This is a genomic window from Nocardia sp. NPDC058058, from assembly GCF_042885355.1.
In the GTDB taxonomy this organism is placed as follows: Bacteria; Actinomycetota; Actinomycetes; order Mycobacteriales; family Mycobacteriaceae; genus Nocardia.
Genome location: NZ_JBHVSA010000001.1, coordinates 2,258,892 through 2,281,404, shown reverse-complemented (window position 1 = coordinate 2,281,404; position 22,513 = coordinate 2,258,892). Strand labels below are relative to the sequence as shown.

Here is a 22,513-nt window from a genome sequence, read left to right as displayed (position 1 = left end):
AACTGCACACCGATTCCGATGTCGAATCTCCTCGAGGCTCTGCTTCGCTTGGCCCCGGTAGCTCAGCGCCCTTGCGCTCGGGCCGCCTGCATCCGGCCTGGATCGTCGCGGCGGTCGGCTTCATCGCACTGGTGGGCGCGGCCGCCTTCCGATCGGTGCCCGGTGTACTCATGGAGCCGCTGCACGAGGAGTTCGGCTGGTCGCACGGCACCATCGGTGCCGCCGTCTCGGTGAATGTGCTGCTGTACGGCCTGATTTCACCGTTCGCGGCGGCGCTGATGGATCGCTTCGGCATTCGGCGGGTGGTGGCGGGAGCGCTGCTGCTCATCGCCACCGGTGCGGGGCTGACGGTGTTCATGACCCAGCCCTGGCAGCTGATGGCCACCTGGGGCCTGCTGGTCGGGGTCGGCGTGGGATCGATGTCCATGCCGTTCGTGGCCACCATCACCGGGCGGTGGTTCGTGCGGCAGCGCGGGCTGGTGACCGGTGTGCTGACGGCGGCGGGCGCGGCCGGGCAGTTGGTGTTCCTGCCGCTGATCGCGCGGCTGGCGGGCGATTACGGTTGGCGCACACCGTCTCTCGTGGTGGCGGGCACCGCACTGGTGGTGGTGCCGCTGGTGCTGCTGTTCATTCGCGACTATCCCAGCGATATCGGCCGCACCGCGTACGGCGCGGAACCCGGCAGCACGGTCGGCGTGCGCACCCAGGCGCCGGGCGGGGCCGGGCGGGCGCTCACGGTGCTCTTCTCGGTCGCCCGCAAGCCCGTATTCTGGTTGCTGGCAGGTGGTTTCGCGATCTGCGGGGCGTCAACCAACGGTCTCATCGGCACCCACTTCGTGAGCGCGGCCCATGATCACGGCATGCCCGCCACCACCGCGGCCGGATTGCTCGCGCTGGTCGGTGTTTTCGATGTGGCCGGAACCATCGCCTCGGGCTGGTTCACCGATCGCGTGGATTCGCGGTATCTGCTGGTCGGCTACTACACGCTGCGCGGGCTGTCGCTGCTGGTGCTGCCCCTGCTGTTCGGACCGGATGTGCAGCCGAGCATGTGGGCGTTCATCATCTTCTACGGTCTGGACTGGATCGCCACCGTGCCGCCGACGGTCGCGCTGTGCCGTCAGCATTTCGGCGATGACGGTCCGGTCGCCTTCGGCTGGGTCTTCGCCTCACATCAGATCGGCGCGGCCATCGCTGCCTTCGGCGCGGGCGTCATCCGCGATGTGCAGGGCAGCTACACCATGGCCTGGTTCATCGCGGGCGGACTGTGCGGGCTGGCGGCGCTGATGTCCGCGAGCATCCGGCGCGGGCAGCCGCAGGACGATTCAGCTGGTGATTCGGCTGTCGACGGCGATTCAGCCGTCGATGGCATTGTGCGGGCGTGATTCGAGCGCCTTCTGATTGCGCCGCCCGTCCCACCGGCTGGGTTCGTCCTTGCTGCGGGGCGGGCGGTCGTTCGCGCCCAGCACCGCGATCCACGGCAGCGGAATCGACACCCCGATGATCAGCAGCGAAATCACCCAGTTGTGCCAGATGCCGTACGCGATCGCCGCGCCCACCAGGCACGGAATCCGGAAAGCCATGATCATCACATAGCGCCGCACCCGATCTTTGTGCTGCTGCTCCAGCGACGTGGCCGCCTCGGTGATCAGCGTCGGATGATCCTTCTCGCCCCGGAAGAACCCCGCCGGTTTGCGCTCCGGCATGGGAATCGAACCGGCAGGAAGGAATTCGACCTCCGGGCGATCATCGCCGCCCGAGACCTCGGCCCCTGATTCGCCATCACGCTGCATACCTCGAGTCTTGCACTCCCGCCTGTCGAATGCACATGCCGGTTGCCGCCCGCCGGTGACCTGGCATCATGGACGGGTGAGCACAGACACCCTGGTACGTCCGGAAACGACCACCGACGAGTCGACCGACAACGACACCCCCAAGGTCTTCCACTACGTCAAGAAGAACAAAATCGCCGAAAGCGCCGTCATGGGCACCTTCGTCCAGGCCCTGTGCGGCGAGGTGTTCCCGGTCACCCGCTCCGCCAAGCCGGGCTCCCCGGTCTGCGAGGAGTGCAAGCGCGTCTACGAGATGATGAAGAAGGACTGACGGTCCAGCCCTGGGCAGAATTACTCGAGGGTGCGAGTAGTCGACCTCATCCGGGGCGGGCTCGCACTCGACAGGATCGAACGCGTCGATAGTTCTCGAACGCGGAAGGTCCCGGGTCATGAAACGGTCCCTGCTCGTCGTCAGTCAAATCTTCGTGGTTCTGCTTGCCCTGGCCATCCGGATGTTCGCACCCGGATGGTGGTTGGTCATCCTGGTCATGAGCGCGGGTGTCGCGGCGGCCGTCGTGCTGGCTCCACCGCTGCTGGCTGGTGTAATGGCCGTCGTCTTCGCGCCGTCGCTGCGTTCGCGCACCGTGGCCGCGCTTGTCGCCACCGATCTCGCGGTGCTGTCCTTCGCGCTGACACTGCCGGATTTCACGGATCAATACGACGATCATCTGGTGCCGCTGGCCGCCCTGGCCACGAGTGATGGAAACGTATCCGGCTCCGCGGCAACCACATTCGAATCGATCGCCGCGGCTTCCGCCATTGCGTACACGATCGGCGCCGTCGCGGTCGTCGTGCTCTCGATCCTGGACCATCGTCGCGCGGGTCGCGTCGCGCGGCTCGGCCATGACCTCGGCTCGATCGGATCCCGCGAACTATCGCTGTCGTAGTCGCGTGGGTTCGCGGGCCGGGGCGAAAGCGCTTTCACCTGCCGTGGCTATCACCGTCGCGTCGTCTTCGATGAGCCATTTTCCGCATACACAGCGCAGGTAGCGGACGGGGCCGTGGGTCGAGATGAGGGTGGGGGCGGGCCAGGAGCAGGTGGGGCAGGTGGCGGGCATGGGTTCACTCTGATGTAATGGTCTAGTGCATTTCAACCCTTACGGTGGGGTGGCGGCGGAGATCGCCGCCCGGCTGGTGAACGCGGGGGCGGACGAGGATCTCGAGGGGTTGCTCGTTGGGGCCGGTTATCGGCCGGTGGGTGCGATCGATGCTCGGCAGGAAGCCGAATTGCGGCGGTGGATAAAGGAACTCGATGCGGTGTTCAGTGCGCCGACGGTCGAGTTGCTCAATGGGTTGCTTGCCGAGACCACGCATCGGCCCTATATCTCGACCCATGACGGGCGGGCTCCGCATGTGCACTACTCGGATGAGACCGCGCCGATCGACGAGCGGGTGAAGGCTTACACCGCGTTCGGGTTGGTCACGTTGTTCTGTGAGGATCCGGCGCGGATCGGCCGGTGTGATCGGGAGGGGTGCGAGATCGTTTTCATCGATACTTCGCGAAATGGCAAGCGGCGGTTCTGTTCCACTCGCTGCTCGACGCGGGTGCACGTGGCCGCGCATCGCCGCCGGGGTGAGGATCGTTGAGTCGGTTGATCGCCGGGGTGCTGCGGGAGACCGCGGCTGATGAGCGGCGGGTGGCGGTGACACCCGCGGATGTGATGCGGCTGGCGGCGGCGGGATTGCCCGTGGTGGTGCAAACCGGCGCGGGAATCGGAGCGGGCTTCGATGATCGCGCCTATGAACGCGCGGGAGCGCGGCTGGTGGCCGAGCCCGCGCTGGTGTTCGACGCTGCGGATCTGATCGCGTGGGTGAAACCTCCTGTCTATCAACTGGATTCGCTGCCCTTGCGGGAAGGGCAGGTGCTGATCGGATTTCAGGATCCGATCGCGCGGGCCGAACCGATCGCGTGGTTGCGCGAGCGCGGGGTGGAATCGGTGGCGTTCGAGCAGGTGCCGGGTGATAGCGGCTCGGATACCGACGCGCTGTCCGCGATGAGCCGGATCGCCGGTGCCATCGCGTACACGGAGGGGCGCGGGTTGCTGGCCCAGGAGCTGCGGGAGAAACCGGTCCGGACCTTGGTGCTGGGTTGCGGGCATGCGGGCCTGGCCGCCGTGACCGCGGCGGCGCGGCACGGCGATGCGGTGATCGCCGTGGGACATCGCGCGGCGCACCGGGATATCGCGATTCGGCATGGCGCGGGACGATTCGCGCTCGACTCCGAGATACCCGCGCTGCTCGCGCGGGAGCGGATCGACGTGGTGATTTGCGCGGCCGTGCGGCGAGGCGTACGCGCGCCGGTATTGCTCGGCGCTCCCGAACTGGCCGCATTGCCGCCCGGGGCGGTCGTGGTCGATCTCGCCGGTAAAGCGGGCGGGAACTGCGTCGCCACGGTGCTGCACACCACGGTCACGGTGCCCGGCGGTGTCATCGTCACGCACCGCTCGAACTATCCGGCGCGCGAACCCGTTGCCGCGAGCCATGCCTACAGCGCCGCGGTCGCCGCAATGTTGCTGTCCCGCACTCTTTGATGCCGAACGCGCATAGGATCACCGCAGGTGCGTGATGGGTCCTGGGTCGGGAACGAAGGGGTTCGGTCATGAATGGCAGATACGGCGGAGTAGTCGGGGCGGGTGTGCTCGCGGCGGTGGTGATTGCCGCGCCGCGGGCGGTCGCGGATCCGCCGCCGGTGGTGGAGCTCGGTTTTCACAATGGCTACTGTTCGACGACCGAGGTGTCGGTGCCCGCGAATACGCCGTTCTTCGTCGATATCGACACCGGGTTCCAGTTCACCGATCAGTCCGAGTTCCGGGTGCCGTCGCTGAAGATTCGGGTGATTCTGCCGAGCGCCTATTTCAGCCCGCGCGCCCGGGTCGCGGTTGACGCGCAGCCCGCCGGTGCGATTCCGTTCGAGCTCATGACGCCGTGGGTGTCGGGGAGTGCGGGGCACGGCTGCTGGGGGACGATTCGGGTCTGGTGACGCGCGGGGTCCGGTGTGGCGGCGGGGCCGGTGTTTTCGTCGTTGGCAACTCGGGCTCGACTCGGACATCATGGGCGCGTAGTCAGTGGATTCGCGCACATGATGGGGAGCGATGGCAGCGGTATCGGAAACAAGTGACGGGGTCGGCGATCGGCGGATCGAGGCGCAGGGTGAGGTCGCGGTCGCGGTACTGGCCCTCGACAGCGGGGATCTCACGCACGCCGCGGACCACATCGCGGGGGCATTGCAGCTCGAGCCGTTGCTGCCGGAAGCGCATGAGTGCCTGGCCCGGCTCGTGGTGGCCGCCGGTGGCGTGGACGCCGCGCTGACGCTGTATCCGACCGATCGCCCGAGTCTCGGCGCGATGGGCGCGCGGGCGCATGTGCTGGCCGCCGACGCGCAGTGGGATTCGGCGGTATCGCTGCTCACCCAGGTCGTCGCCTTCGATCCGAGCCTGCCGTGGGCGCGGACGCCGTGGCTGGGCCTGCCCGATATCGTGCCCGCGTTGAGCGCGGACACCATCCTGTACGCCGTGCTGGCGCTCAATCGCGCACTGCCGGAACCGGTTTCCGATGAGGTGCGGCAGACCATCGCGCCGTTGTACGAATTGCTGTGCGCCGCGGTCGAATCGCACGATGAGGACGCCCGGCTGCTGGCGATGGGATCCTCGCTGGCGCGCCGCTTCACCGCCTTCGAGCTCGCGGAATCCCTTGCGGTGCGGGCGCATCGGATCAGCGCCGACCAGATGACCAGCGTCATGCTGGGTCAGGTGTACCGCCGCACCGGCCGCCCCGACGAGGCGATCGAGGTGTGGGCCGATCAGCTGCGCCGGGATCCGTCCGATGAATACCTGCACGTCGATCTCGCCGAACTCTATGCCGATACCGGGCGGCCGGAACTGGGCCTGCCCTGGCTCGATGCCGTGGTGGCGAATTCGCCCGCGCATGAGAAGGCCGCGCCCGCGCTGCTCGGACTGCGCTACCGCATCGACGGGGACACCCGGCATCTGGTCGCGCTCGCCGATCACCTGCGCGAATATCCCGACCACCACTACGCCGGTGAGCTGCTGGCGCAATTCTGTAGTGACGCATCGTGGCTCGGGTACATCGAGGGTGCGGGGGAGTCGCTGGTGAACCTGCTGCGGCAGGTGTTCGAGCAGGTCCCCGCGGAAGGCCGCGCGGAACTGGAGCTGCGCTGTACGGTCTCCATGATCGAACCGCCCAGTGCCGTGCTGACCGTGCGCCGGGCGCTGCCGCGCGTCGACATCATCGTCTCCGAGGTCGGCGATCCGGACCCGAGACTGCCGCTCGCCGCGGGCAATCCGGCGGGTATCGCGGTGTGGCACTACCCGGACGGCGCCATGACCGCGGTGCCCATTGTCGCGCCGCCGTCCGCCGAAGCCGCCGAGAAGATCAGGTGGACAACGCAATTGCGCTGGCCGCACCTGCCCGCCGCCTATGATTTCGCCGTCGCGCTGTCCGATCTGCCGCTGCCGGATCTGCTCGGCGCGCTGGTGCATCCGCCCGCGCCGGACGCCGACCCCTTCTACGCGCAGCATCCGGAATTGTGGGTGCGAGCGGTGCAGATGTGGTCGTGTCTGGGCATCGCCCACCATCGCGTCGACGAACCGTGGCAGGAATCTACCCGTCGCACAGTGCTTTTCGATCTGCTGGACGGCGTCGAGGACTGGGTCTGCGAGGCCGCCGCGGTGGCGCTGGTCGCGATCGCGTGGATGCGGCCGGACGCCCGCGTCGAGATCGGACTCGCGATCTGCCGTCGTTTCATCGCGCTGGCCGAGGCATCGCAATCGCGTGCGGTGACCATCCTCGATTCGTTCTGCCGGCTCACCCTGGCCTGCCCGTGGGTGGATCCGGGCATTCTCGACCTCGCCCGGGCGCTGCTGGAGGCCGAAACGCAGGAGTGAGCGCCGCTGCGTCCGATCCAGGCTGGGATCCGGGCGCGCGGTCGCCCGCGTCCCGCCGAAATTCCCTGCGGTAGCCCTGTGATTGCGCTTACCCGGTAACCGGGCTCTGCGCCGGTATTGTCGGAATGGACGGAGTCACTTCCGGTCGCACCGGAAGGCACGTCGCCATGGACCGTGATATCGGGACGGAGAGGTGAGATACGTTGCCTGCCAGCATGATCGATCGTCCAGTGGTTGTCGGGGTGGATTCCTCGGAGTCGGCGGGGCATGCGGTGCGGTGGGCGGCGGTCGATGCCGCGCTGCACGGGGCGGAGCTGCACCTGGTGTTCGCCGTACCGCCGTTCGTGGAGACGCCCCTGGACGACAGTCCGGTCCGACTCTGGCATGACGAATATCGGCAGACCGCCGAACAGGCGCTGGCCGATGCCGCGCGGGCGGCCGCGGAGTTCGCCGCACCCCACGGCGACCTCGAGATCCGGACCTTCCTGGTCGACGCACCGCCCATCCCCACCCTGACCTCGCTGGCCGCGACCGCGCGCTACGTGGTCGTGGGCTCGCGCGGGCTGGGTGCCTACCATCGCAGCCTGCTCGGTTCGGTCAGCACGGCGCTGACCCGTCATGCGCTCGGCCCCGTGGTCGTGGTGCCGAGCGTTCCGGTGCCGGACACCACGCTGCCGGTGGTCGTCGGTGTGGACGGTTCGCCGTACAGCACCCGCGCGATCGAGGTCGCGTTCGACGAGGCGTCCCGGCGCGGTGCCGGACTGGTCGCGGTGCACGTCTGGGATCGACTGGGGCAGAGCGGATCCGGCTCGCAGGAGCGCGCCGAACAGGTGCTCGCCGACAGCCTGGCGCACAGTCGCGCCGAGTTTCCCGGGGTGAGCGTGCGCAGCGTGGTCACCGAGGATCGCCCGGTGCGCACCCTGCTGGCGGAAAGCGAAGCGGCGCAACTGGTTGTGGTCGGCAGCCACGGTGTCGGCGGCTTCCCGGGTATGACGCTGGGTTCCACCGGTGAGGCGCTGCTGCCCGTGGTGGCCTGCCCCATCGCCATTGTGCGCCTGCGGAACTGAATCCGACGGTCATCGATAGAACAGGAGTGGACCGAATGAGCCTGTCCCGGAACGAGAATCCCCACCTGCTGGCGTCCGCGCCGGTCGTGGTCGGCGTGGACGGCACGCCCGAAGCGAGTCACGCGGTCGCCTGGGCGGCGCAGACCGCCGCCGCGCGCGAGCGCGAACTGCGCATCGTGCACGGCACCAACCTGGAGATGACCCGCGCGCTGCTGGGCTCCTACTCCGTCGTCAATCAGGATGTGGTGCTGCCGATTTCGCAGCACGGCGAGGAACTGGTCGCCGCCGCGCGCCAGGTCGCGGAGAAGGTGGATCCGGATCTGCGCATCACCACCGAGGTCTCACCCGAACATCCGGCGCGATTGCTCATCGAGCAGTCGGCCACCGCGCACATGGTGGTGATCGGCGGTCCGGAACCCCGGCGCGGTCTCAATCGCCTGGGGTCGATCCTGCTGTCGGTATCGAGTCACAGTCGCGGTGCGGTGGTCACCGTCCGCAGTTCGGCCGCCGACGCGCCCCCGCCGTCCAGCGGCCCGGTCGTGGTCGGCGTCGACGGCAGCCCGGTCAGTGAGGCCGCCATCGCGGTGGCCTTCCAGGAGGCGGCCCTGCGCGGTGCGCCGCTGGTCGCAGTGCACGCCTGGAGCGATCTGTACCTGAGCCAGTTCTCCGGGATCATCGACACCTCCATCGAGGCCGAGCAGATCGCCGAGGCCGAGCGTTCCCTGCTGGTCGAACGCCTGGCCGGGTACCGCGAGAACTATCCGGAGGTGGAGGTCATCCGCGATATCCACCTCGCCGATCCGCGTGATCATCTGCTCACCTGGTCCGATACCGCGCAACTGCTGGTCGTGGGCAGCCGGGGTCGCGGCGGTTTCACCGGAATGCTGCTCGGCTCCACCAGCAACGCACTGGTTCAGCAGGCGAACTGCCCGGTCATGGTGGTGCACCCGGAATAGCGGAAAACGTTGCGGCTCAGCTGGACAGGCCGCGATCGGGGGCGCTCATATCCCCGGTCGCGGGCGTTCCGTCGGCCAGGCCGTAGCGCAGCAGTACCGTGCCCAGCTTGCCCGCCACCGGAGGCTCCAGCAGCGTGATGTTGGTGGGTACCGCACCGCCGTCGAACACCTTCTTGCCGACGCCGAGCACGATCGGGTGCACCCACAGGTCGAGGCGGTCGAACAGCTTCTCCCGCAACAGGGTTTGCACCAGGTTCAGGCTGCCGACGACGGTGATGTGCTCATGCCGCTCCCGGATCTCGCGCACGGCCGCGGGCAGATCCGGCCCGAGCAGTGACGACCCGGCCCAGGACAGCTCGGGCGTGCCGCGCGAGGCCACGTACTTCGGAATCCGGTTGAACAGGTTCGCGAAATCCTGGTCCTCGGCACTCGCCTGATCCGGCCAGTAGCCGGCGAAGATGTCATAGGTCCGCCTGCCGAGCAGCAGCGCGTCCGTACCCTCGTACGCCGCGCTGACCTGCGCCCCGGACACTTCGTCCAGTAGCGGCGCCTGCCAGCCGCCGAACGGGAAACCCCCGTCCGGGTCCTCGCCCGGACCGCCGGGCGCCTGCCCGACGAGGTCCAATGTCGCGAACATCTCGATGTGGATCAATCCCATATCGCACTCCCGATGAATCGGCCGGTTCGGTCACTGGGTAGACGGGGGAGCGCCCGCGAATTCATCGGGGCTCGGAGATTCAGGCCAGGGCGAGGAAGAGTTTCTCCAGTTCGGCCTCGCTCAGGGGTTCGCGGCCCTCCGCCCCGGTCATGCATTCCCGCAGACCGCTCGCGACGATCTTGAAACCGGCGCGGTCCAGCGCCTTGGATACCGCAGCCAGTTGAGTGACGACGTCCTTGCAATCGCGGCCCTGTTCGATCATCGAGATGACACCGGTGAGCTGGCCCTGCGCGCGGCGCAGGCGATTGAGCACCGCGGTGATGGTCTCTTCGTCGCCGACCATGATTGCCTCCTGCGTTCGGTGGGTCCGGGATGGTCACGTTGACTCCCGCCCTTGCCGAGAATACCCCATGGGGTATGTTGGAACAGAATTGTCAGATACCCCCTGGGGTATATCGATGGATTGTTGTGTCGGGTGCCCGTGCGTGGCCCGTCAGGAGGTGTGAGATGAAGGTCGTGATCGTGGGTGGTGTCGCCGGTGGCATGTCGGCCGCCACCCGGCTGCGCAGGCTCGACGAGTCCGCCGAGATCATCGTGTTCGAGCGCGGCGCGCACGTGTCGTTCGCGAATTGCGGTCTGCCGTATTACGTCGGCGGGGTCATTCCGAAGCGGGAATCGCTGCTCTTGCAGACGCCCGATTCGCTGGCCGCGCGCTTCCGGCTGGATGTGCGGGTGCGGCACGAGGTCATCGCGGTGGACCCGCACGGGCGGACCGTGACCGTGCGCGAGCTGGAGTCCGGACGCGAATTCACTGAATCCTTCGACGAATTGGTGCTCAGCACCGGAGCGTCGGCGATCGTCCCGCCGCTGCCGGGCGTCGAGCGGGCACTGGTGCTGCGCGATGTCGAGGATGTGGATCGGATGGTCGCCGCGCTCGGCGACGCCCGCTCCGCCGTGGTCACCGGCGCCGGATTCATCGGCGTGGAGATGGCGGAAAATCTGGTGCGACAGGGCATTTCGACCACCCTGGTGGAGCGCGGGCCGCAACTGCTGGCACCGCTGGATCCGGAGATGGCCGCACCCGTCACGGCGGAACTGCGCGCGCGTGGCGTGCGGGTGGAGATGAATGCCGAACTGGCCCGTATCGACGCCGACACCGTCACCCTCGCGGACGGGCGAACCGTCCCCGCCGATGTGGTGGTGATGGCGATCGGCGTGCGTCCCGAGAGTGCGCTCGCTCGCACGGCGGGACTCGAAATAGGTTCCGGCGGAGGCATTGTCGTCGATGCCACGCTGCGCACATCGGTTCCGCACATCTACGCGGTCGGCGACGCGGTGCAGAAACGGGACGCGGTCGGCGGGCAGGCGGCGCTGATTCCGCTCGCCAATGCCGCCAACCGCCAGGGGCGCATGGTCGCAGATGTGATCGCCGGATTGCCGGTCAGCGATCCGCCCGCGCTGGGCACCGCGATCCTGGGAGTGTTCGACCTCACGGTCGCCATGACCGGCTGGAGCGAGAAGCGCCTGCGCGCCGCGGGCCGTCCGTTCCGTGCGGTGCACACCCATCCGCTGGCGCACGCCGGGTATTACCCGGGCGCGAGCGCGCTATCGCTGAAACTGCTGGTGGACCCCGATACCGACGAGATCCTGGGCGCACAGGCGGTCGGTGGATCCGGCGTCGACAAACGCATCGACGTCCTGGCCACCGCCATGGCGGGCGGTATCCGCGCCTCCCGCCTGATGGACCTCGAACTCGCCTACGCCCCGCAATTCGGATCGGCGAAGGATCCGGTGAACATGCTCGGCTACCTGGCCGACAATCTGCGCACCGGTGCGCTGCGCACCCTGCAATGGCATGAGGTTGCCGAAAGGGTTTCCGCCGGAACACAACTGGTGGATGTGCGCTCCCCGGAGGAGTTCGCCGCCGGATCCATCCCCGGTGCGCGAAACATCCCCCTGGACGAGTTGCGCGAGCGCAGCGCCGAAATCCCGGCGGGCCCGATCCTGGCCTTCTGTCAGGTCGGTCAGCGCGGCAACAGTGCCACCCGCTTGCTCACCCACCTCGGCCGCGAGGCATTCAACCTGGACGGCGGCTACCGCACCTGGAGCGCGACCCAACCGTCCTAGGCGACGAAACACGCTCTCCCCGAAAGGAATCATCTCATGTGTCAGCGCACCACCTGCCGCGCCTGCGGTAAGCCCGGATTCACCGGCTGCGGCAGCCACGTCGAACAGGTACTCGGCGACGTGCCGAAATCCGAACGCTGTTCCTGCGCTGCGGATTCGGCCCCGCGCGGCCGGTGGCGGTGGTGGTGATCGCACCGCCACCGCGCCGACCATCGCCGGACTCGGTCACGGTGTCAGGTCGGTCACCCCGGTGCCGGTCGTGACATCGAACGGCACCGACACCTGATCGTGCGCGATCAGCCAGTCGCCGTTGATCTTTCGCATGCAATAGGTGACGCGAACCCACATCCCGGGGGTTGTCGCGCCGTTGGCCAGGGTGCCACTGAGACGGGCGAAGCCGTGGCCGAAAGCGATCTCATCACCGACGGTAAAGGCGAGATCCCGCAGTTCGTAGCCGACCTCGTCGAAGAAGGTGAAGACCTTCGACCAGTTGGCGAGTTTCGCCTCGACGCCGACGTGCTGGAGCGGAGGCTCCACATCGAAGGAGATGACATCGGGGGTGTAGAGCCGCCGGACCGCGTCGAGATCCTTGGCGCGCAGCGCCTCGATGATCTGCTCGACGGTCTCAGCGGGTGACTGAAAGCTGTTCCGCGTCTTCATATTCGACTCCTTCGATGTGGCGTAGCGGTGCGAGGGCGGTGCTCCACGCGATGAGCTGATCGAGCATGGCGTGCAGCGCCGCGGTGTGCCGCTCGGCCGGGACGAACTCGGTGTAGTTCCGGAAATCGGTGAGCACCGAGATGCTGACCTGGCGGCTCACATCCGCCATGCCCAGCACCCCGCAGATCGAACGCAGATGCTCCACCGCGAGCACCCCGCCGCCCGCGCCGTAGGAGACGAATCCGACCGCCTTGTCCACCCATTCGGCGAAAATATGGTCGATGGCGTTCTTCAGCACCCCGGGTGCGGAATGGTTGTACTCGGGGGTCACGATGACGAAGCCGTCGAAGGGCGCGATGCGCGCGGCCCACGCCCGGGTGTGCTCGTGCGCCGACGGTCCGAACATCGGCGCCACCGCCTCATCCAGATGCGGTAGCGGATGATCGGCCAGATCGATCAGTTCGAACTCGGCGTCGCCGCGTCGCGCCGCCGTCTCGAACACCCAGTCCGCGACCTGTGGACCATTGCGTTTGGGGCGGGTACTGCCCAGGATGATGCCTATTTTGATCATTCGCCGAACTCCTGCTCTGCTGAGAGTGTCACGACCTTCCGACGACACAGCCGTCCGGAATGTCAGGCCGCCTCACAGATCGGTTCGCTATTTCGTCGGATTCGATGAGGACCGCAGCGACAGAGGGAGCCGACCATGACCGATCCGCAACTGGGCGCGGTGATGAGTGAGCGCGGGCAGCTGATCAACCTCGCCTATCGCCTGCTCGGCTCGCTCGCCGAGGCCGAGGATGTGGTGCAGGAGACGTATGTGCGCTGGTACGCGCTCTCGGATCGACAGCGCGCGGATGTACTGAACCCCGGAGCCTGGTTGACCACGGTCGCCAGCCGGATCTGCCTGGATCTGCTCGGTTCCGCGCGGGCGCGGCGGGAAAGATATGTGGGCGAATGGATTCCGGAGCCGCTGCCCGGCCGCTCGGAATGGCTCGGCGGACCCGTCCCCGCCGATCCCGCCGATCGGGTCACCCTCGACGAATCGATCGGCATGGCATTCCTGGTCGTGCTGGATGCCATGACCCCCGCCGAACGGGTGGCGTTCATCCTGCACGACGTCTTCCGCTACTCCTTCGCCGAAGTCGCCGAGGTCGTCGGCCGCACACCCGCCGCCTGCCGTCAGCTCGCCTCCAGCGCGCGCCGCCGCGTCGACACCGCGCAGCGCCCGTCCGGCGTGGATCGCGCCGAAGTGGTGCGCGAGTTCAAACGAGCTTGGGAGACAAGCGATATCGAGGGTCTGATCGGATTGCTCGACCCGACGGCCATCGCGACCGCCGACGGCGGCGGCCTCGCCGTCACCTTCCGTCACCCCATTGTCGGCGGCGAACGGATCGCCCGCATCTGGATCGAACTAGCCACCCGCAGAACCGATGTGACGCTCATCGAGCGCACCGTCAACGGCCAGCCCGGCTTGGTCGCCGAGGTCGACGGGGCCATCGTCTCGGTCTACGCGTTCGATATCGCCGACGGCCGCATCACGCGTATCTGGGTCGTCCGCAATCCGGAGAAGCTGCGGCCCTGGACCGTCCAAGAGCAGCACGAGAACCTGTCGTAGGGCTCGGCCATACTCGTCGGAAAGGTGTTGTCACAGGAGGATTGGCATGGTGGGGGAAGTACTGCCGGAGCTGTTCATCGACCCGGAGTGGGAGCGGCAGACCCGGGCCTACGAGGCGGCCGCAACCGCCGAGCGGGCTCGTGCGGTACCGCTGGTATCGGGGCTGATCGCACCCGAGGTGGAACAGGTGGTGTGGGAGCCGGGGGAGCGTGAACAGTGGCGCGCGGAGGGCGCGCGAATTCGTTTTTGGTACGGGTACCAGGAGCGGCTGGACGCAGAGGGCTGGCCCGCGACGATGGCGGCATACCAGCGAGGTGAGTACGACCACGCGGAGTCGCAGGTATACCTGTTCCTCAACGGCCCCGCGGAATCGGTCCGGCCATTGCTCGACGAGTGGCAGCGGGATTTCGCGTATTCCGCGCCACTGTCGTGGTTGTGCGCCTTGGTCGCGAGGTTCGAGGCCGATGTGCTGCCCCTGGTGCTTCGGAACGCGAGAGTCAGCGCGTTCGACTGCGGTTCGGCCCTGCTACCGGTGTGCACCGTCGAGGTCGCGGTGGTGATGGCCGACTGGCTGGTGCGATTGAAGTCGGCGCGGCATATCGCCCAGGCCTGGTTCCGTCGGCATGGACTCGCCGCGGTACCCCTGCTCACCCCGGACGCGCTGGGCAAGACCCGGGTGCCTCGCGAAAAAGCCACGGCGGCACTGGCTTTCATTGCCGATGAATTCGGCCTGCCCGAAGTGCTGGCGGCGGGAAGCCACGGCCCGGAGGCCGCGGCGGGAGTCGAGCGGGCACTCTCGGCGGCTTCCGCACGGGCGCAAGCGGGTCCGGTCGAGAAGCCCGCCACGCCGTCGAAACTGCCCTGGCTGGATCGAGACCTGTTGCCGCAGATACTTTTGCGTGACGGCAGCCCGCTTCCCGCGGCGGCGGTGGAACGTCTGATCGGTGCGCTCGAGCTCGCGCCCGGGGTGTCCTGGTTCGGTGCCGCGACGCCCTATCCGGGGTTGATCGAGGCACTGGAATCCTGTGATCGCGGCTCACTGGCGGCATTCGGCTGGAGCATGTTCGAGCGCTGGGCCGCGGTGCGCGCCCCGGGTCGCAACGGCTGGGTCATCGACCAGTTCTACTGGCTGGCCGATGCGGAAACCACGCGCCGGTTCGGCGAGGCCGTGCTGCGCTGGCCGACGGCGAACAGCGATAGGCACGCGGTGAACGTGCTGCGGGCCATGGGCACCGACACCGCGCTCGCGCAACTGCATCGAATCTCCCAGCGCGCCAAAGCTCCCGGCCTCCGCAAGACAGCCGTCGACTGCCTGACCGCGGCCGCCGCCGACCGTGGGCTCAGCGTCGAGGAGATCGCCGATCGACTCGTCCCCGACCTCGGACTCGATACGAACGGCACCCTTGTGCTGGACTACGGCCCGCGCCACTTCACGGTCGGATTCGATGAGAAGCTCATGCCTTTCGTGATCGACGCGGCGGGCAAGCCCCGTAAGTCACTGCCCAAACCGGCAGCCGCCGATGACAGCGCACTCGCACCGGCCGCCTATCGGCAGTTCACCGAGTTGAAGAAGCTGGCTCGTGGCGCGGCTTCCGATCAGATCCGGCGACTCGAACAGGCCATGACAACCGGAAGGGACTGGAGCGCCGCGGATTTCGAGCGTTATCTGGTGTCGCCGCCGCTGCTTCGGCACATCACCCGCCGATTGATATGGACCACGGGGGATCTCGTCTTCCGCATCGCCGAGGATCTCACCCTGGCCGATGTGGACGATACGACCGTCACGCTGCCCGAGTCCGCCCGAGTCCGCATCGCACATCCGCTGGAACTCGGGGACGCTGTCAAGAATTGGGGCGAGGTGTTCGGTGATTACGAGATCACGCAACCCTTCGGGCAACTCGGCCGACCGGTCTACGAACTCACCGAGGAGGAACGGGCGAGTGGCAGTATCGCTCGATTCCAGGGCGCCGCAGTACCGGTCGGTGCGATTCTCGGTCTGCTGGGACGGGGGTGGGAACGTGGATACGCCCACGGCGGTGGGATCTACTTCGAGGTCGTCCGGCGGATCGATGCGAACCAGTCCCTGACCATCGGGCTTGACCCGGGCATCATGGCGGGGTCCGCGCTGACAATGGGCGATCAATCGATCACCGGAATCCGTTTCAGCACACCGCCGTTGGAGCTCGATCCGGTGCTCGCCTCGGAACTTCTCGCCGATCTGGCCGGGCTCGCGCCCTAGCCGAGGTCACCCGATCAATAGCGCATGCGCAGTGTCGGCGGGTCTTTCTTCAGCGACACCAGCTGGACGGTCGGCGGATCCGATGGGTCGAATTCGGGCTCGGCGGCCGGGGCCCTGCGCTTTTTGCGCCGTTCCCACCAGGCGCGGATCTGAGCCGCCCGGGTGGCGCGGGCGGGCCAGAATTCCTGGACGCTGGCATTGAATTCCGCGCCGAGGATGACCGCGAAGCCGAGGAAGAAGGTGAAGAGCAGGAAGGCGATGGGTGTGGCCAGCGCGCCGTAGGTGACCCCGGTGCGGGTGACCCAGGCCAGATAGCGGCGCAGGCCCTCACTGGCGGTCATGAAGAACACGCCCGCCACGAGCGCGCCGCCGAACAGTCGATGCCACGGCAGTGTGCGATGCAGCGCCAGCTTGTAGAGCGTAGTGAGCGCGACGATCAGCAGCAGACCCGCGCCCGGGTAATAGAAGGTGTCGATCAGCCTGAGCCCCGGCTCCTTCCACCCGCGCGGCAGCACCCGCCCCACCAGCGACGGTCCCAGCGCCACCAGCGGCAGGATCAGCACCGAGGTCACCAGGAACAGCACGTACAGCCACAGCGCGAAAATTCGCTGCCATACCGGATGCCTCGCATTGGCCTGTCCGTGCGCGGCGGTGATGGCGTCAACGAAGGTCGCCATGGCCGAGGAGCCGGCCCACAGCGAGAGCACGAAACCCACCGAGACCACCCCGCCGTGACCGCGTTTGAGCACGTCATTGGTGGTCGGCTCGATCAGATCGTCGACCACGCTGGTGCTGAACAGGTTCCGGCTGAAGGTGATGATCTTGGCTTCCACGATGTCCACGGTGTCCGGCCCGAACCAGTGCCCGACATAGCCGAGGCTGCCGAGCAGTCCCAGTAGCAGCGGGGCCAGTGACAGCGTCTGCCAGAACGCGGCGGCGGCGGACTTGTTGAAGATCGAATCGGCCCACGCCTTCACCGCGACGTGCACGATGAGCTCTCGAACGCGCCCGAGTCGTGTGGTGACGCGCACGTCTGCCCCGGGCGCGTCGGGCGCGTCGGCGTGTTGCGGGGATTTTTCGTGCTCGTTCATTGTGGCTACAGCATCGCTCACCAGCGTTTCAAATGGACGTGGACCCGCGATGTGTCGTGCGGCACTACTTGTGACCGTGTTGGATTGGTGCGTTGTCGGTCCACATCGCTAATCTCTTCCAAGTGACTTCGGGTGGTGGCGGTTCATTACGTGCTTGGCAGCGCAGGGCTCTCACCAAGTATCTGACAACCAAGCCTCGGGACTTCCTCGCTGTCGCGACTCCGGGCGCGGGTAAGACGACGTTCGCGCTGCGCGTGGCGGCCGAGCTGCTCGCCGATCGAACCATCGATCAGGTGACGGTGGTCGCCCCGACCGAGCATCTGAAGCATCAGTGGGCCGGATCAGCGGCGCGGCTCGGGATCCAGCTCGATTCGAACTTCTCCAACTCCACCGGATCGACCTCCTCGGACTATCACGGTGTGGTGGTGACCTACGCGCAGGTCGCCTCGCATCCGTTCAAGCATCGGGTGCGCACCGAGAACCGGCGCACGCTGGTCATCATGGACGAGATCCATCACACCGGTGACGCCAAGAGCTGGGGTGAGGCGGTCGAGGAGGCCTTCGGGGACGCGACCCGAAGACTCGCGCTCACCGGAACGCCCTTCCGCAGCGATGATTCGAAGATCCCGTTCATCACCTATGAGGCCGATGAATCGGGTTTCGAGAAGTCCAAAGCCGATCACACCTACGGCTACTCCGAGGCGCTCGCGGACGGCGTGGTGCGGCCCGTGGTCTTCCTGGCCTACTCCGGTGAGGCGCACTGGCGGGACAGCGCGGGCGATGAGTACTCCGCCCGCCTGGGTGAGCCGCTGAGCGCCGAGCACACCGCGCGCGCCTGGCGCACCGCCCTGGACCCCGCCGGCGACTGGATGTCCAAGGTGCTCACCGCCGCGGACACCCGGCTGCGGCAGTTGCGTGCGACCGGTATGCCCGACGCGGGCGGTCTGGTGATCGCCACCGATCAGGACAAGGCGCGCGATTACGCCGAACTGCTGGAACATATCTCGGGCACCAAACCGACCGTTGTGCTCTCCGACGATCCGGCCTCCTCGGCGCATATCGGCACCTTCAGCGAGAGCACCGATCCGTGGATGGTCGCGGTGCGCATGGTGTCCGAGGGTGTCGACGTGCCGCGACTGGCGGTCGGCGTGTACGCCACCAGTGCTTCCACCCCGCTGTACTTCGCGCAGGCCATCGGCCGATTCGTGCGTGCCCGCAAGACCGGCGAGACCGCCAGCGTGTTCCTGCCGTCGGTGCCGGTGCTGCTGGATCTGGCCGCGCAGCTGGAGGTGCAGCGCGATCACGTCATCGGCAAACCGCATCGGGAGAAGAACGAACTCGACGACGAACTGCTGATCGACGCCAATAAGCAGAAGGACGAACCGGGCGAGGAGGAGAAGAAGTTCATCGCCCTGGCCGCGGACGCCGAACTGGATCAGGTGATCTACGACGGTGACTCGTTCGGTACGGCCACCTTCTCCGGCAGTGATGAGGAGGCCGACTACCTCGGCATCCCGGGGCTGCTGGACGCCGATCAGATGCGTGCGCTGCTGCGCGATCGGCAGACGCGACAGTTGCAGGAGCGCACGGCCGAATCCGCGCGCACGGTGACGCTGCCGACCAACGCGGCCTCCGCCGAGCGCGCCGCCACCGCGGATCGGCTCGGTGAACTGCGGCGCGAACTCAACAGCCTGGTGGCCATGCACAATCACCGCACGGGCAAACCGCACGGTGTGATCCACGGTGAGCTACGCCGCGAATGCGGCGGCCCGCCAACGGCATTGGCGACGGCGGAACAGCTCACCGAACGCATCGCGGTACTGCGCCGCACCAGCTGATCAGGCGGTGAGGAAGGTGCCCGCGTGCAGGGTGGTGCCGAATCCCGGTGCGAACGTGCCGTATTCGTACACCACGTGTCCGCCGACCACGGTCGCCGCGACCGCTCGGTCATTGCGATTGACCATGCGCGAGACCCCGCTGCCGGATAGCTCGGCCTCGGCGTAGTCGGCGGTGCCGTCGAAACCGGTGGGATCGATGACGGCGATATCGGCGCGCGTGCCGACGGCGAGTCGCCCGGCATCGAGTCCGTACCAGTCCGCCAGCTCACCGGTGAGCCGGTGCACCGCCTGTTCCAAGGGCATGAAGCCGCGCCGGTGCACGCGCTCCAACATGCGCAGGCTCGCGTTGTAGAAGGCCATATTGCGCAGGTGCGCACCGGAATCCGCGAAACCGATCTGCACCAGCGGCGAGGTCTGCAAACGGTCCAGCACCGCATCGCGATCATTGGCGATGGTGGTGCGCCAGCGCAGTGCCGCGCCGTGTTCGACGGTCAGATCCAGTAGCGCGTCCGCCGCGGTGATACCACGCTCGGCGGCCACCGCCGCGAAGGATCTGCCGACCACGGTGGCATCGGGGCAGGCCATGATCTCGGCGTCGCCGAGATCGCGATGCCATACCCGGGGACCGAATTTCTTGGCCAGATCCTTGCGGAAGCGGCGGCGATACCCCTCGTCCCGCAGCAGTTCGCCGCGTTCGAGCACCTGCCGGATGTTCAATGCCGCTGCCCCGGAACCGAATTCCTCGAAAATGACCAGATCGATGCCGTCGGCGTACACCTCGAACGGTACCGGCAGATGCTGCCAGCGCAGATCGGCCCGGCCGAGTCGATTGGCCACCCAGGCCGCGCCCAGCGCCGCGTTGACCACGGTGCGATCGGCCTTGATATCGGCGGCCGACAGCAGCGAGGTCTTGAGTGGACGGCGACCGAACAGGCGCCCGACGCTCTGCGCGAAATAGCGTCCGATCTCCGCGCGCGAGGTGAGGTTCGGCGTGCTCTGGTGCACCCGGCCGCGTTGCCGCAGTACCGAATTCAGCCGGGCGTACTCCGCCCAGGTGGCATAGGTCGACGGCAATTGCCGTGCTGGGAAGCGTGTTCCCTCGAGTTTCGAGAACGAACTGCGAATGGTGGACAGCCCCACGAATCCGGCATCGAGCGCCGCGCCGAGCATTTCCGCCATCCGATCCAGTTCGGCGGCGGTCGGACGTTCGTTCGCGTCGACCGCGCGCCCCAAACCCATGACGGCCACCCGGATATCCGAATGTCCCAGGAAGGCAGCCACATTCACACCCAATGGCCGCGCCGCGATGGCCTGCACATACGACTTGGGATCGGTCCAGGTCTTATGTTCCTTGACCGCGTCGTTGACCACATCCCACGGCAGTGCCTCGACCCGCGCGAACATATCCGCACAGTCCTGCGCGTCCGCGTAAACCGTTGACAGCGAACAATTCCCGAAGATCACCGAGGTGACGCCGTGCCGCGCCGATTCCCCCAGTCCCGGTCCGGTCAGCACCTCGGCGTCGTAATGCGTATGCACGTCGATCATTCCGGGAATCACCCATTTACCGGCGGCATCGATCGTCCGATCCCCCTCCGGTAGAACGGGTTCGATGGCTACGACCCTGCCATCGCGCACCCCCACATCCGTGACGACCGGGGACTTGCCCGTCCCGTCGTACACCGACCCACCCCGGATAACGACGTCGTAGTCCGCCATCACGCACTCCCTACTCGCGGATATTCGATACCCGTGAGTATCGAGCGTGGTGGCGGTCACGTCAACAGTCGTCCCGCCTCGTATTGTGTGGCTATGTCCGACGCCGCCATACCACCCGCGCGCAACCGCCGCCCCAGTCGCGACGAGGTGCAGGACCGCATCCTGCGCGCGGCCGCGAAAGTATTCGCGGACAATGGATTCGCCGGTGCGCGCCTGGACCAGATCGCCGAGGCGGCGGGCTTCACCAAGGGTGCGGTCTACTCGAATTTCGCCAATAAGGACGCGCTCTTCTTCGCGCTCATGGATGCCCAGATAGCCGAGCGCTCCGAACTGGCCCTGCGCATTATCGGCAGCAGCGCGCCCACCGCCGCCGAACTCGCGGATCTCGGCGCTCAACTCACCGAGGCGACCGCCGTCAACCGCGATTGGCAATTGCTGTTCCTGGAGTTCTGGCAGCGCGCCGTGCGCGATGAGAGCGTGCGCGCCCAGTACGTGCGGCATCGCCGGGCGGTTCGCGCCGCCATGGTCGCCGAACTCGAACAGCGTGCTGCCGCACTGGATGTGGCGCTACCCATCGCCGCCGAAAGCCTCGTCTTCCTCATCATGGGGCTGTCGAACGGTCTGGCGCTGGAGGAGATCGCCGACCCGGGTGTCGTTCCCCGCGACCTCATGTCCGAGGTGCTGCGTTCGCTGCTCGACTTGCGCTGAGCCGCCGCACCGGCCGCGCGAGATCGTGGCCCGCGTCACCCGCCGCAGGGGCTTCACCCCAGCCGGGTGACGCGCGCCATCGCCGAAGCGAGCAGCCTCACCTGGAGAAACAGAGAGAACCTTCATGTTTCGCGGGATTCACCTCGAATCCCGGGCTCGCCTTCCCCATCCACATGATCAATCGATCGAAAGTGGGTCTGATGATGAGTGTCAATAACGCTGTCGCCCGGACAACGCTCGCCGTGGCCGTCATATCAGCGCTCGGCGCGGGCATCGCCTCGCTCGCTGCCCCCGCACTGGCCGATCGGTCCGAACTTGCGCGGTTGGTACGACCCGCGCTCGCAATCCCGGCCCTGACCGATGCCTCGATTGCGCTGCCGGACAACGTATCCCCGTTCGTAACCGCACCGCCCGCACCGGTAGCCGCGGCCGCACCGCTCATGCCGACGGCTGCGGCCGCACCGCCCGCACCGACGATGACGGCCGCGGTCAGCGCCCCGGGGCCATCGACCGACAAGATGGCCGAACAGGCCATCCAGCGCGGCGTCGAAATCGGTTTCAAGGGCGGCCTTTTCGGCGGTTTCGTCGGCATGGGCGTCGGCTGCCTCGTCGGCCTGCCCTTCCTGCTCATCGGCTGCCCCATCGGCATGGTGATCGGCGCCGTGCTGGGCGGCACCATCGGCGGCCTGCTGGGCGCGACCTACGGCGGCGCACTCGGCATGGCGGACGGCTCCGGACTGCTCCCGCTCCTCGGTGAGAAACTGGAGCAGCCCGCCCCGGCGGCCGCGAACGACGCTGCGGCCGTGGGAGATACGCACAAGAGCGGCGCTGTCGTCGACTCACCGAACGAAGCCGCCGCGCCGGACCCGGCGAGCAAGGCGATCACACAGCCCATCGACCTGGCCGCGGACAACGCCCGAAACGCGATCGACACCGTCGCCAACGGTGTCATGGCACAACTGCCACAGGCCGCGCCGATGGTGAACGCGGTCTCCGGTGATCTACAGGCGATGACCCATCTGACCGATCAATTCCCCACCCATCTGCCCGAACTAGCCCCGGCGCACTGACCAGCGGGAAGCGGTCTCGGCAGCGAGAT

General features: G+C 67.3%; 23 protein-coding genes. 16 read left to right on the top strand and 7 right to left on the bottom strand.

The window, feature by feature from the left end:
• The first annotated feature begins 71 nt into the window (after positions 1 to 71).
• Positions 72 to 1,382, top strand: coding sequence for an MFS transporter (locus tag ACFVUS_RS10490; protein WP_387765481.1), 1,311 nt, complete (start codon positions 72 to 74; stop codon positions 1,380 to 1,382).
• Here the strand turns inward: ACFVUS_RS10490 and ACFVUS_RS10485 are convergent.
• Positions 1,353 to 1,703: a DUF3099 domain-containing protein gene (locus ACFVUS_RS10485; protein WP_387765479.1), complete on the bottom strand. Its 351-nt coding sequence runs from the start codon at positions 1,701 to 1,703 to the stop codon at positions 1,353 to 1,355. The two genes, ACFVUS_RS10490 and ACFVUS_RS10485, sit on opposite strands and share 30 nt — an antisense overlap.
• A gap of 163 nt (positions 1,704 to 1,866) precedes the next feature.
• On the opposite strand from ACFVUS_RS10485, the gene ACFVUS_RS10480 reads away from it, so the two are divergent.
• The 8 genes from ACFVUS_RS10480 to ACFVUS_RS10445 all read left to right on the top strand — a co-directional run bounded on the left by ACFVUS_RS10480 (position 1,867) and on the right by ACFVUS_RS10445 (position 8,756).
• The gene (locus ACFVUS_RS10480) at positions 1,867 to 2,100 is read left to right on the top strand and encodes a DUF3039 domain-containing protein (protein WP_375954105.1); all 234 of its coding nucleotides are present in this window, start codon (positions 1,867 to 1,869) and stop codon (positions 2,098 to 2,100) included.
• A 118-nt stretch (positions 2,101 to 2,218) separates the two neighbouring features.
• On the top strand, positions 2,219 to 2,716 hold the full coding sequence (locus tag ACFVUS_RS10475; protein WP_387763582.1) for a hypothetical protein: 498 nt from the start codon (positions 2,219 to 2,221) through the stop codon (positions 2,714 to 2,716).
• A gap of 196 nt (positions 2,717 to 2,912) precedes the next feature.
• Entirely contained in the window at positions 2,913 to 3,416 is a 504-nt protein-coding gene (locus ACFVUS_RS10470) for a CGNR zinc finger domain-containing protein (protein WP_387763579.1), read from the top strand.
• The gene (locus ACFVUS_RS10465) at positions 3,413 to 4,360 is read left to right on the top strand and encodes a hypothetical protein (protein WP_387763576.1); all 948 of its coding nucleotides are present in this window, start codon (positions 3,413 to 3,415) and stop codon (positions 4,358 to 4,360) included. Before ACFVUS_RS10470 ends, ACFVUS_RS10465 begins: the two co-directional genes overlap by 4 nt.
• A 68-nt stretch (positions 4,361 to 4,428) precedes the next feature.
• On the top strand, positions 4,429 to 4,809 hold the full coding sequence (locus ACFVUS_RS10460; RefSeq protein WP_387763573.1) for a hypothetical protein: 381 nt from the start codon (positions 4,429 to 4,431) through the stop codon (positions 4,807 to 4,809).
• Positions 4,810 to 4,921: 112 nt separating this feature from the next.
• On the top strand, positions 4,922 to 6,733 hold the full coding sequence (locus ACFVUS_RS10455) for a tetratricopeptide repeat protein (RefSeq protein ID WP_387763570.1): 1,812 nt from the start codon (positions 4,922 to 4,924) through the stop codon (positions 6,731 to 6,733).
• A gap of 215 nt (positions 6,734 to 6,948) precedes the next feature.
• Positions 6,949 to 7,800, top strand: a complete 852-nt coding sequence (locus ACFVUS_RS10450) for a universal stress protein (RefSeq protein ID WP_387763567.1) — start codon at positions 6,949 to 6,951, stop codon at positions 7,798 to 7,800.
• 35 nt (positions 7,801 to 7,835) lie between these two features.
• Positions 7,836 to 8,756, top strand: coding sequence for a universal stress protein (locus ACFVUS_RS10445; protein ID WP_387763564.1), 921 nt, complete (start codon positions 7,836 to 7,838; stop codon positions 8,754 to 8,756).
• A gap of 16 nt (positions 8,757 to 8,772) precedes the next feature.
• Here the strand turns inward: ACFVUS_RS10445 and ACFVUS_RS10440 are convergent, their stop codons facing one another.
• The gene (locus tag ACFVUS_RS10440; RefSeq protein ID WP_387763561.1) at positions 8,773 to 9,414 is read right to left on the bottom strand and encodes a dihydrofolate reductase family protein; all 642 of its coding nucleotides are present in this window, start codon (positions 9,412 to 9,414) and stop codon (positions 8,773 to 8,775) included.
• A gap of 79 nt (positions 9,415 to 9,493) precedes the next feature.
• A complete protein-coding gene (locus tag ACFVUS_RS10435; RefSeq protein ID WP_387763558.1) occupies positions 9,494 to 9,757 on the bottom strand; it encodes a metal-sensitive transcriptional regulator in 264 nt (87 codons plus the stop codon).
• Between the two features lie 164 nt (positions 9,758 to 9,921).
• Here ACFVUS_RS10435 and ACFVUS_RS10430 point away from each other — a divergent pair, with 164 nt between their 5' ends.
• Together ACFVUS_RS10430 and ACFVUS_RS10425 are read left to right on the top strand one after the other, a co-directional pair.
• Positions 9,922 to 11,541: an FAD-dependent oxidoreductase gene (locus tag ACFVUS_RS10430; protein WP_387763555.1), complete on the top strand. Its 1,620-nt coding sequence runs from the start codon at positions 9,922 to 9,924 to the stop codon at positions 11,539 to 11,541.
• Between the two features lie 36 nt (positions 11,542 to 11,577).
• Positions 11,578 to 11,730, top strand: coding sequence for a hypothetical protein (locus tag ACFVUS_RS10425; RefSeq protein ID WP_387763552.1), 153 nt, complete (start codon positions 11,578 to 11,580; stop codon positions 11,728 to 11,730).
• 36 nt (positions 11,731 to 11,766) lie between these two features.
• On the opposite strand, the gene ACFVUS_RS10420 is transcribed toward ACFVUS_RS10425, so the two are convergent.
• A complete protein-coding gene (locus ACFVUS_RS10420) occupies positions 11,767 to 12,201 on the bottom strand; it encodes a YybH family protein (RefSeq protein ID WP_387763549.1) in 435 nt (144 codons plus the stop codon).
• Entirely contained in the window at positions 12,167 to 12,772 is a 606-nt protein-coding gene (locus ACFVUS_RS10415) for an NADPH-dependent FMN reductase (protein ID WP_387763546.1), read from the bottom strand. Before ACFVUS_RS10415 ends, ACFVUS_RS10420 begins: the two co-directional genes overlap by 35 nt.
• A gap of 135 nt (positions 12,773 to 12,907) precedes the next feature.
• On the opposite strand from ACFVUS_RS10415, the gene sigJ reads away from it, so the two are divergent.
• Both sigJ and ACFVUS_RS10405 read left to right on the top strand, forming a co-directional pair.
• Entirely contained in the window at positions 12,908 to 13,819 is a 912-nt protein-coding gene (gene sigJ, locus ACFVUS_RS10410; RefSeq protein ID WP_387763543.1) for an RNA polymerase sigma factor SigJ, read from the top strand.
• A 46-nt stretch (positions 13,820 to 13,865) separates the two neighbouring features.
• Positions 13,866 to 16,058, top strand: a complete 2,193-nt coding sequence (locus tag ACFVUS_RS10405; protein WP_387763540.1) for a DUF4132 domain-containing protein — start codon at positions 13,866 to 13,868, stop codon at positions 16,056 to 16,058.
• Positions 16,059 to 16,072: 14 nt separating this feature from the next.
• Here ACFVUS_RS10405 and ACFVUS_RS10400 read toward each other — a convergent pair whose 3' ends face one another.
• Positions 16,073 to 17,149 carry a YihY/virulence factor BrkB family protein gene (locus ACFVUS_RS10400; protein WP_387763538.1) on the bottom strand — a complete coding sequence of 359 codons (1,077 nt, stop codon included), beginning with the start codon at positions 17,147 to 17,149 and terminating at the stop codon, positions 16,073 to 16,075.
• Between the two features lie 122 nt (positions 17,150 to 17,271).
• Between ACFVUS_RS10400 and ACFVUS_RS10395 the strand changes: the two genes are divergently transcribed.
• Complete coding sequence (locus ACFVUS_RS10395) at positions 17,272 to 18,987, top strand: DEAD/DEAH box helicase (RefSeq protein ID WP_375954076.1); 1,716 nt, start codon at positions 17,272 to 17,274, stop codon at positions 18,985 to 18,987.
• Here the strand turns inward: ACFVUS_RS10395 and ACFVUS_RS10390 are convergent, their stop codons facing one another.
• Complete coding sequence (locus ACFVUS_RS10390; RefSeq protein WP_387763534.1) at positions 18,988 to 20,706, bottom strand: amidohydrolase family protein; 1,719 nt, start codon at positions 20,704 to 20,706, stop codon at positions 18,988 to 18,990. It abuts the gene before it with no gap.
• 93 nt (positions 20,707 to 20,799) lie between these two features.
• On the opposite strand from ACFVUS_RS10390, the gene ACFVUS_RS10385 reads away from it, so the two are divergent.
• A complete protein-coding gene (locus ACFVUS_RS10385) occupies positions 20,800 to 21,414 on the top strand; it encodes a TetR/AcrR family transcriptional regulator (RefSeq protein ID WP_387763531.1) in 615 nt (204 codons plus the stop codon).
• Between the two features lie 200 nt (positions 21,415 to 21,614).
• Positions 21,615 to 22,484 carry a hypothetical protein gene (locus ACFVUS_RS10380; RefSeq protein WP_387763528.1) on the top strand — a complete coding sequence of 290 codons (870 nt, stop codon included), beginning with the start codon at positions 21,615 to 21,617 and terminating at the stop codon, positions 22,482 to 22,484.
• Positions 22,485 to 22,513 lie beyond the last annotated feature (29 nt).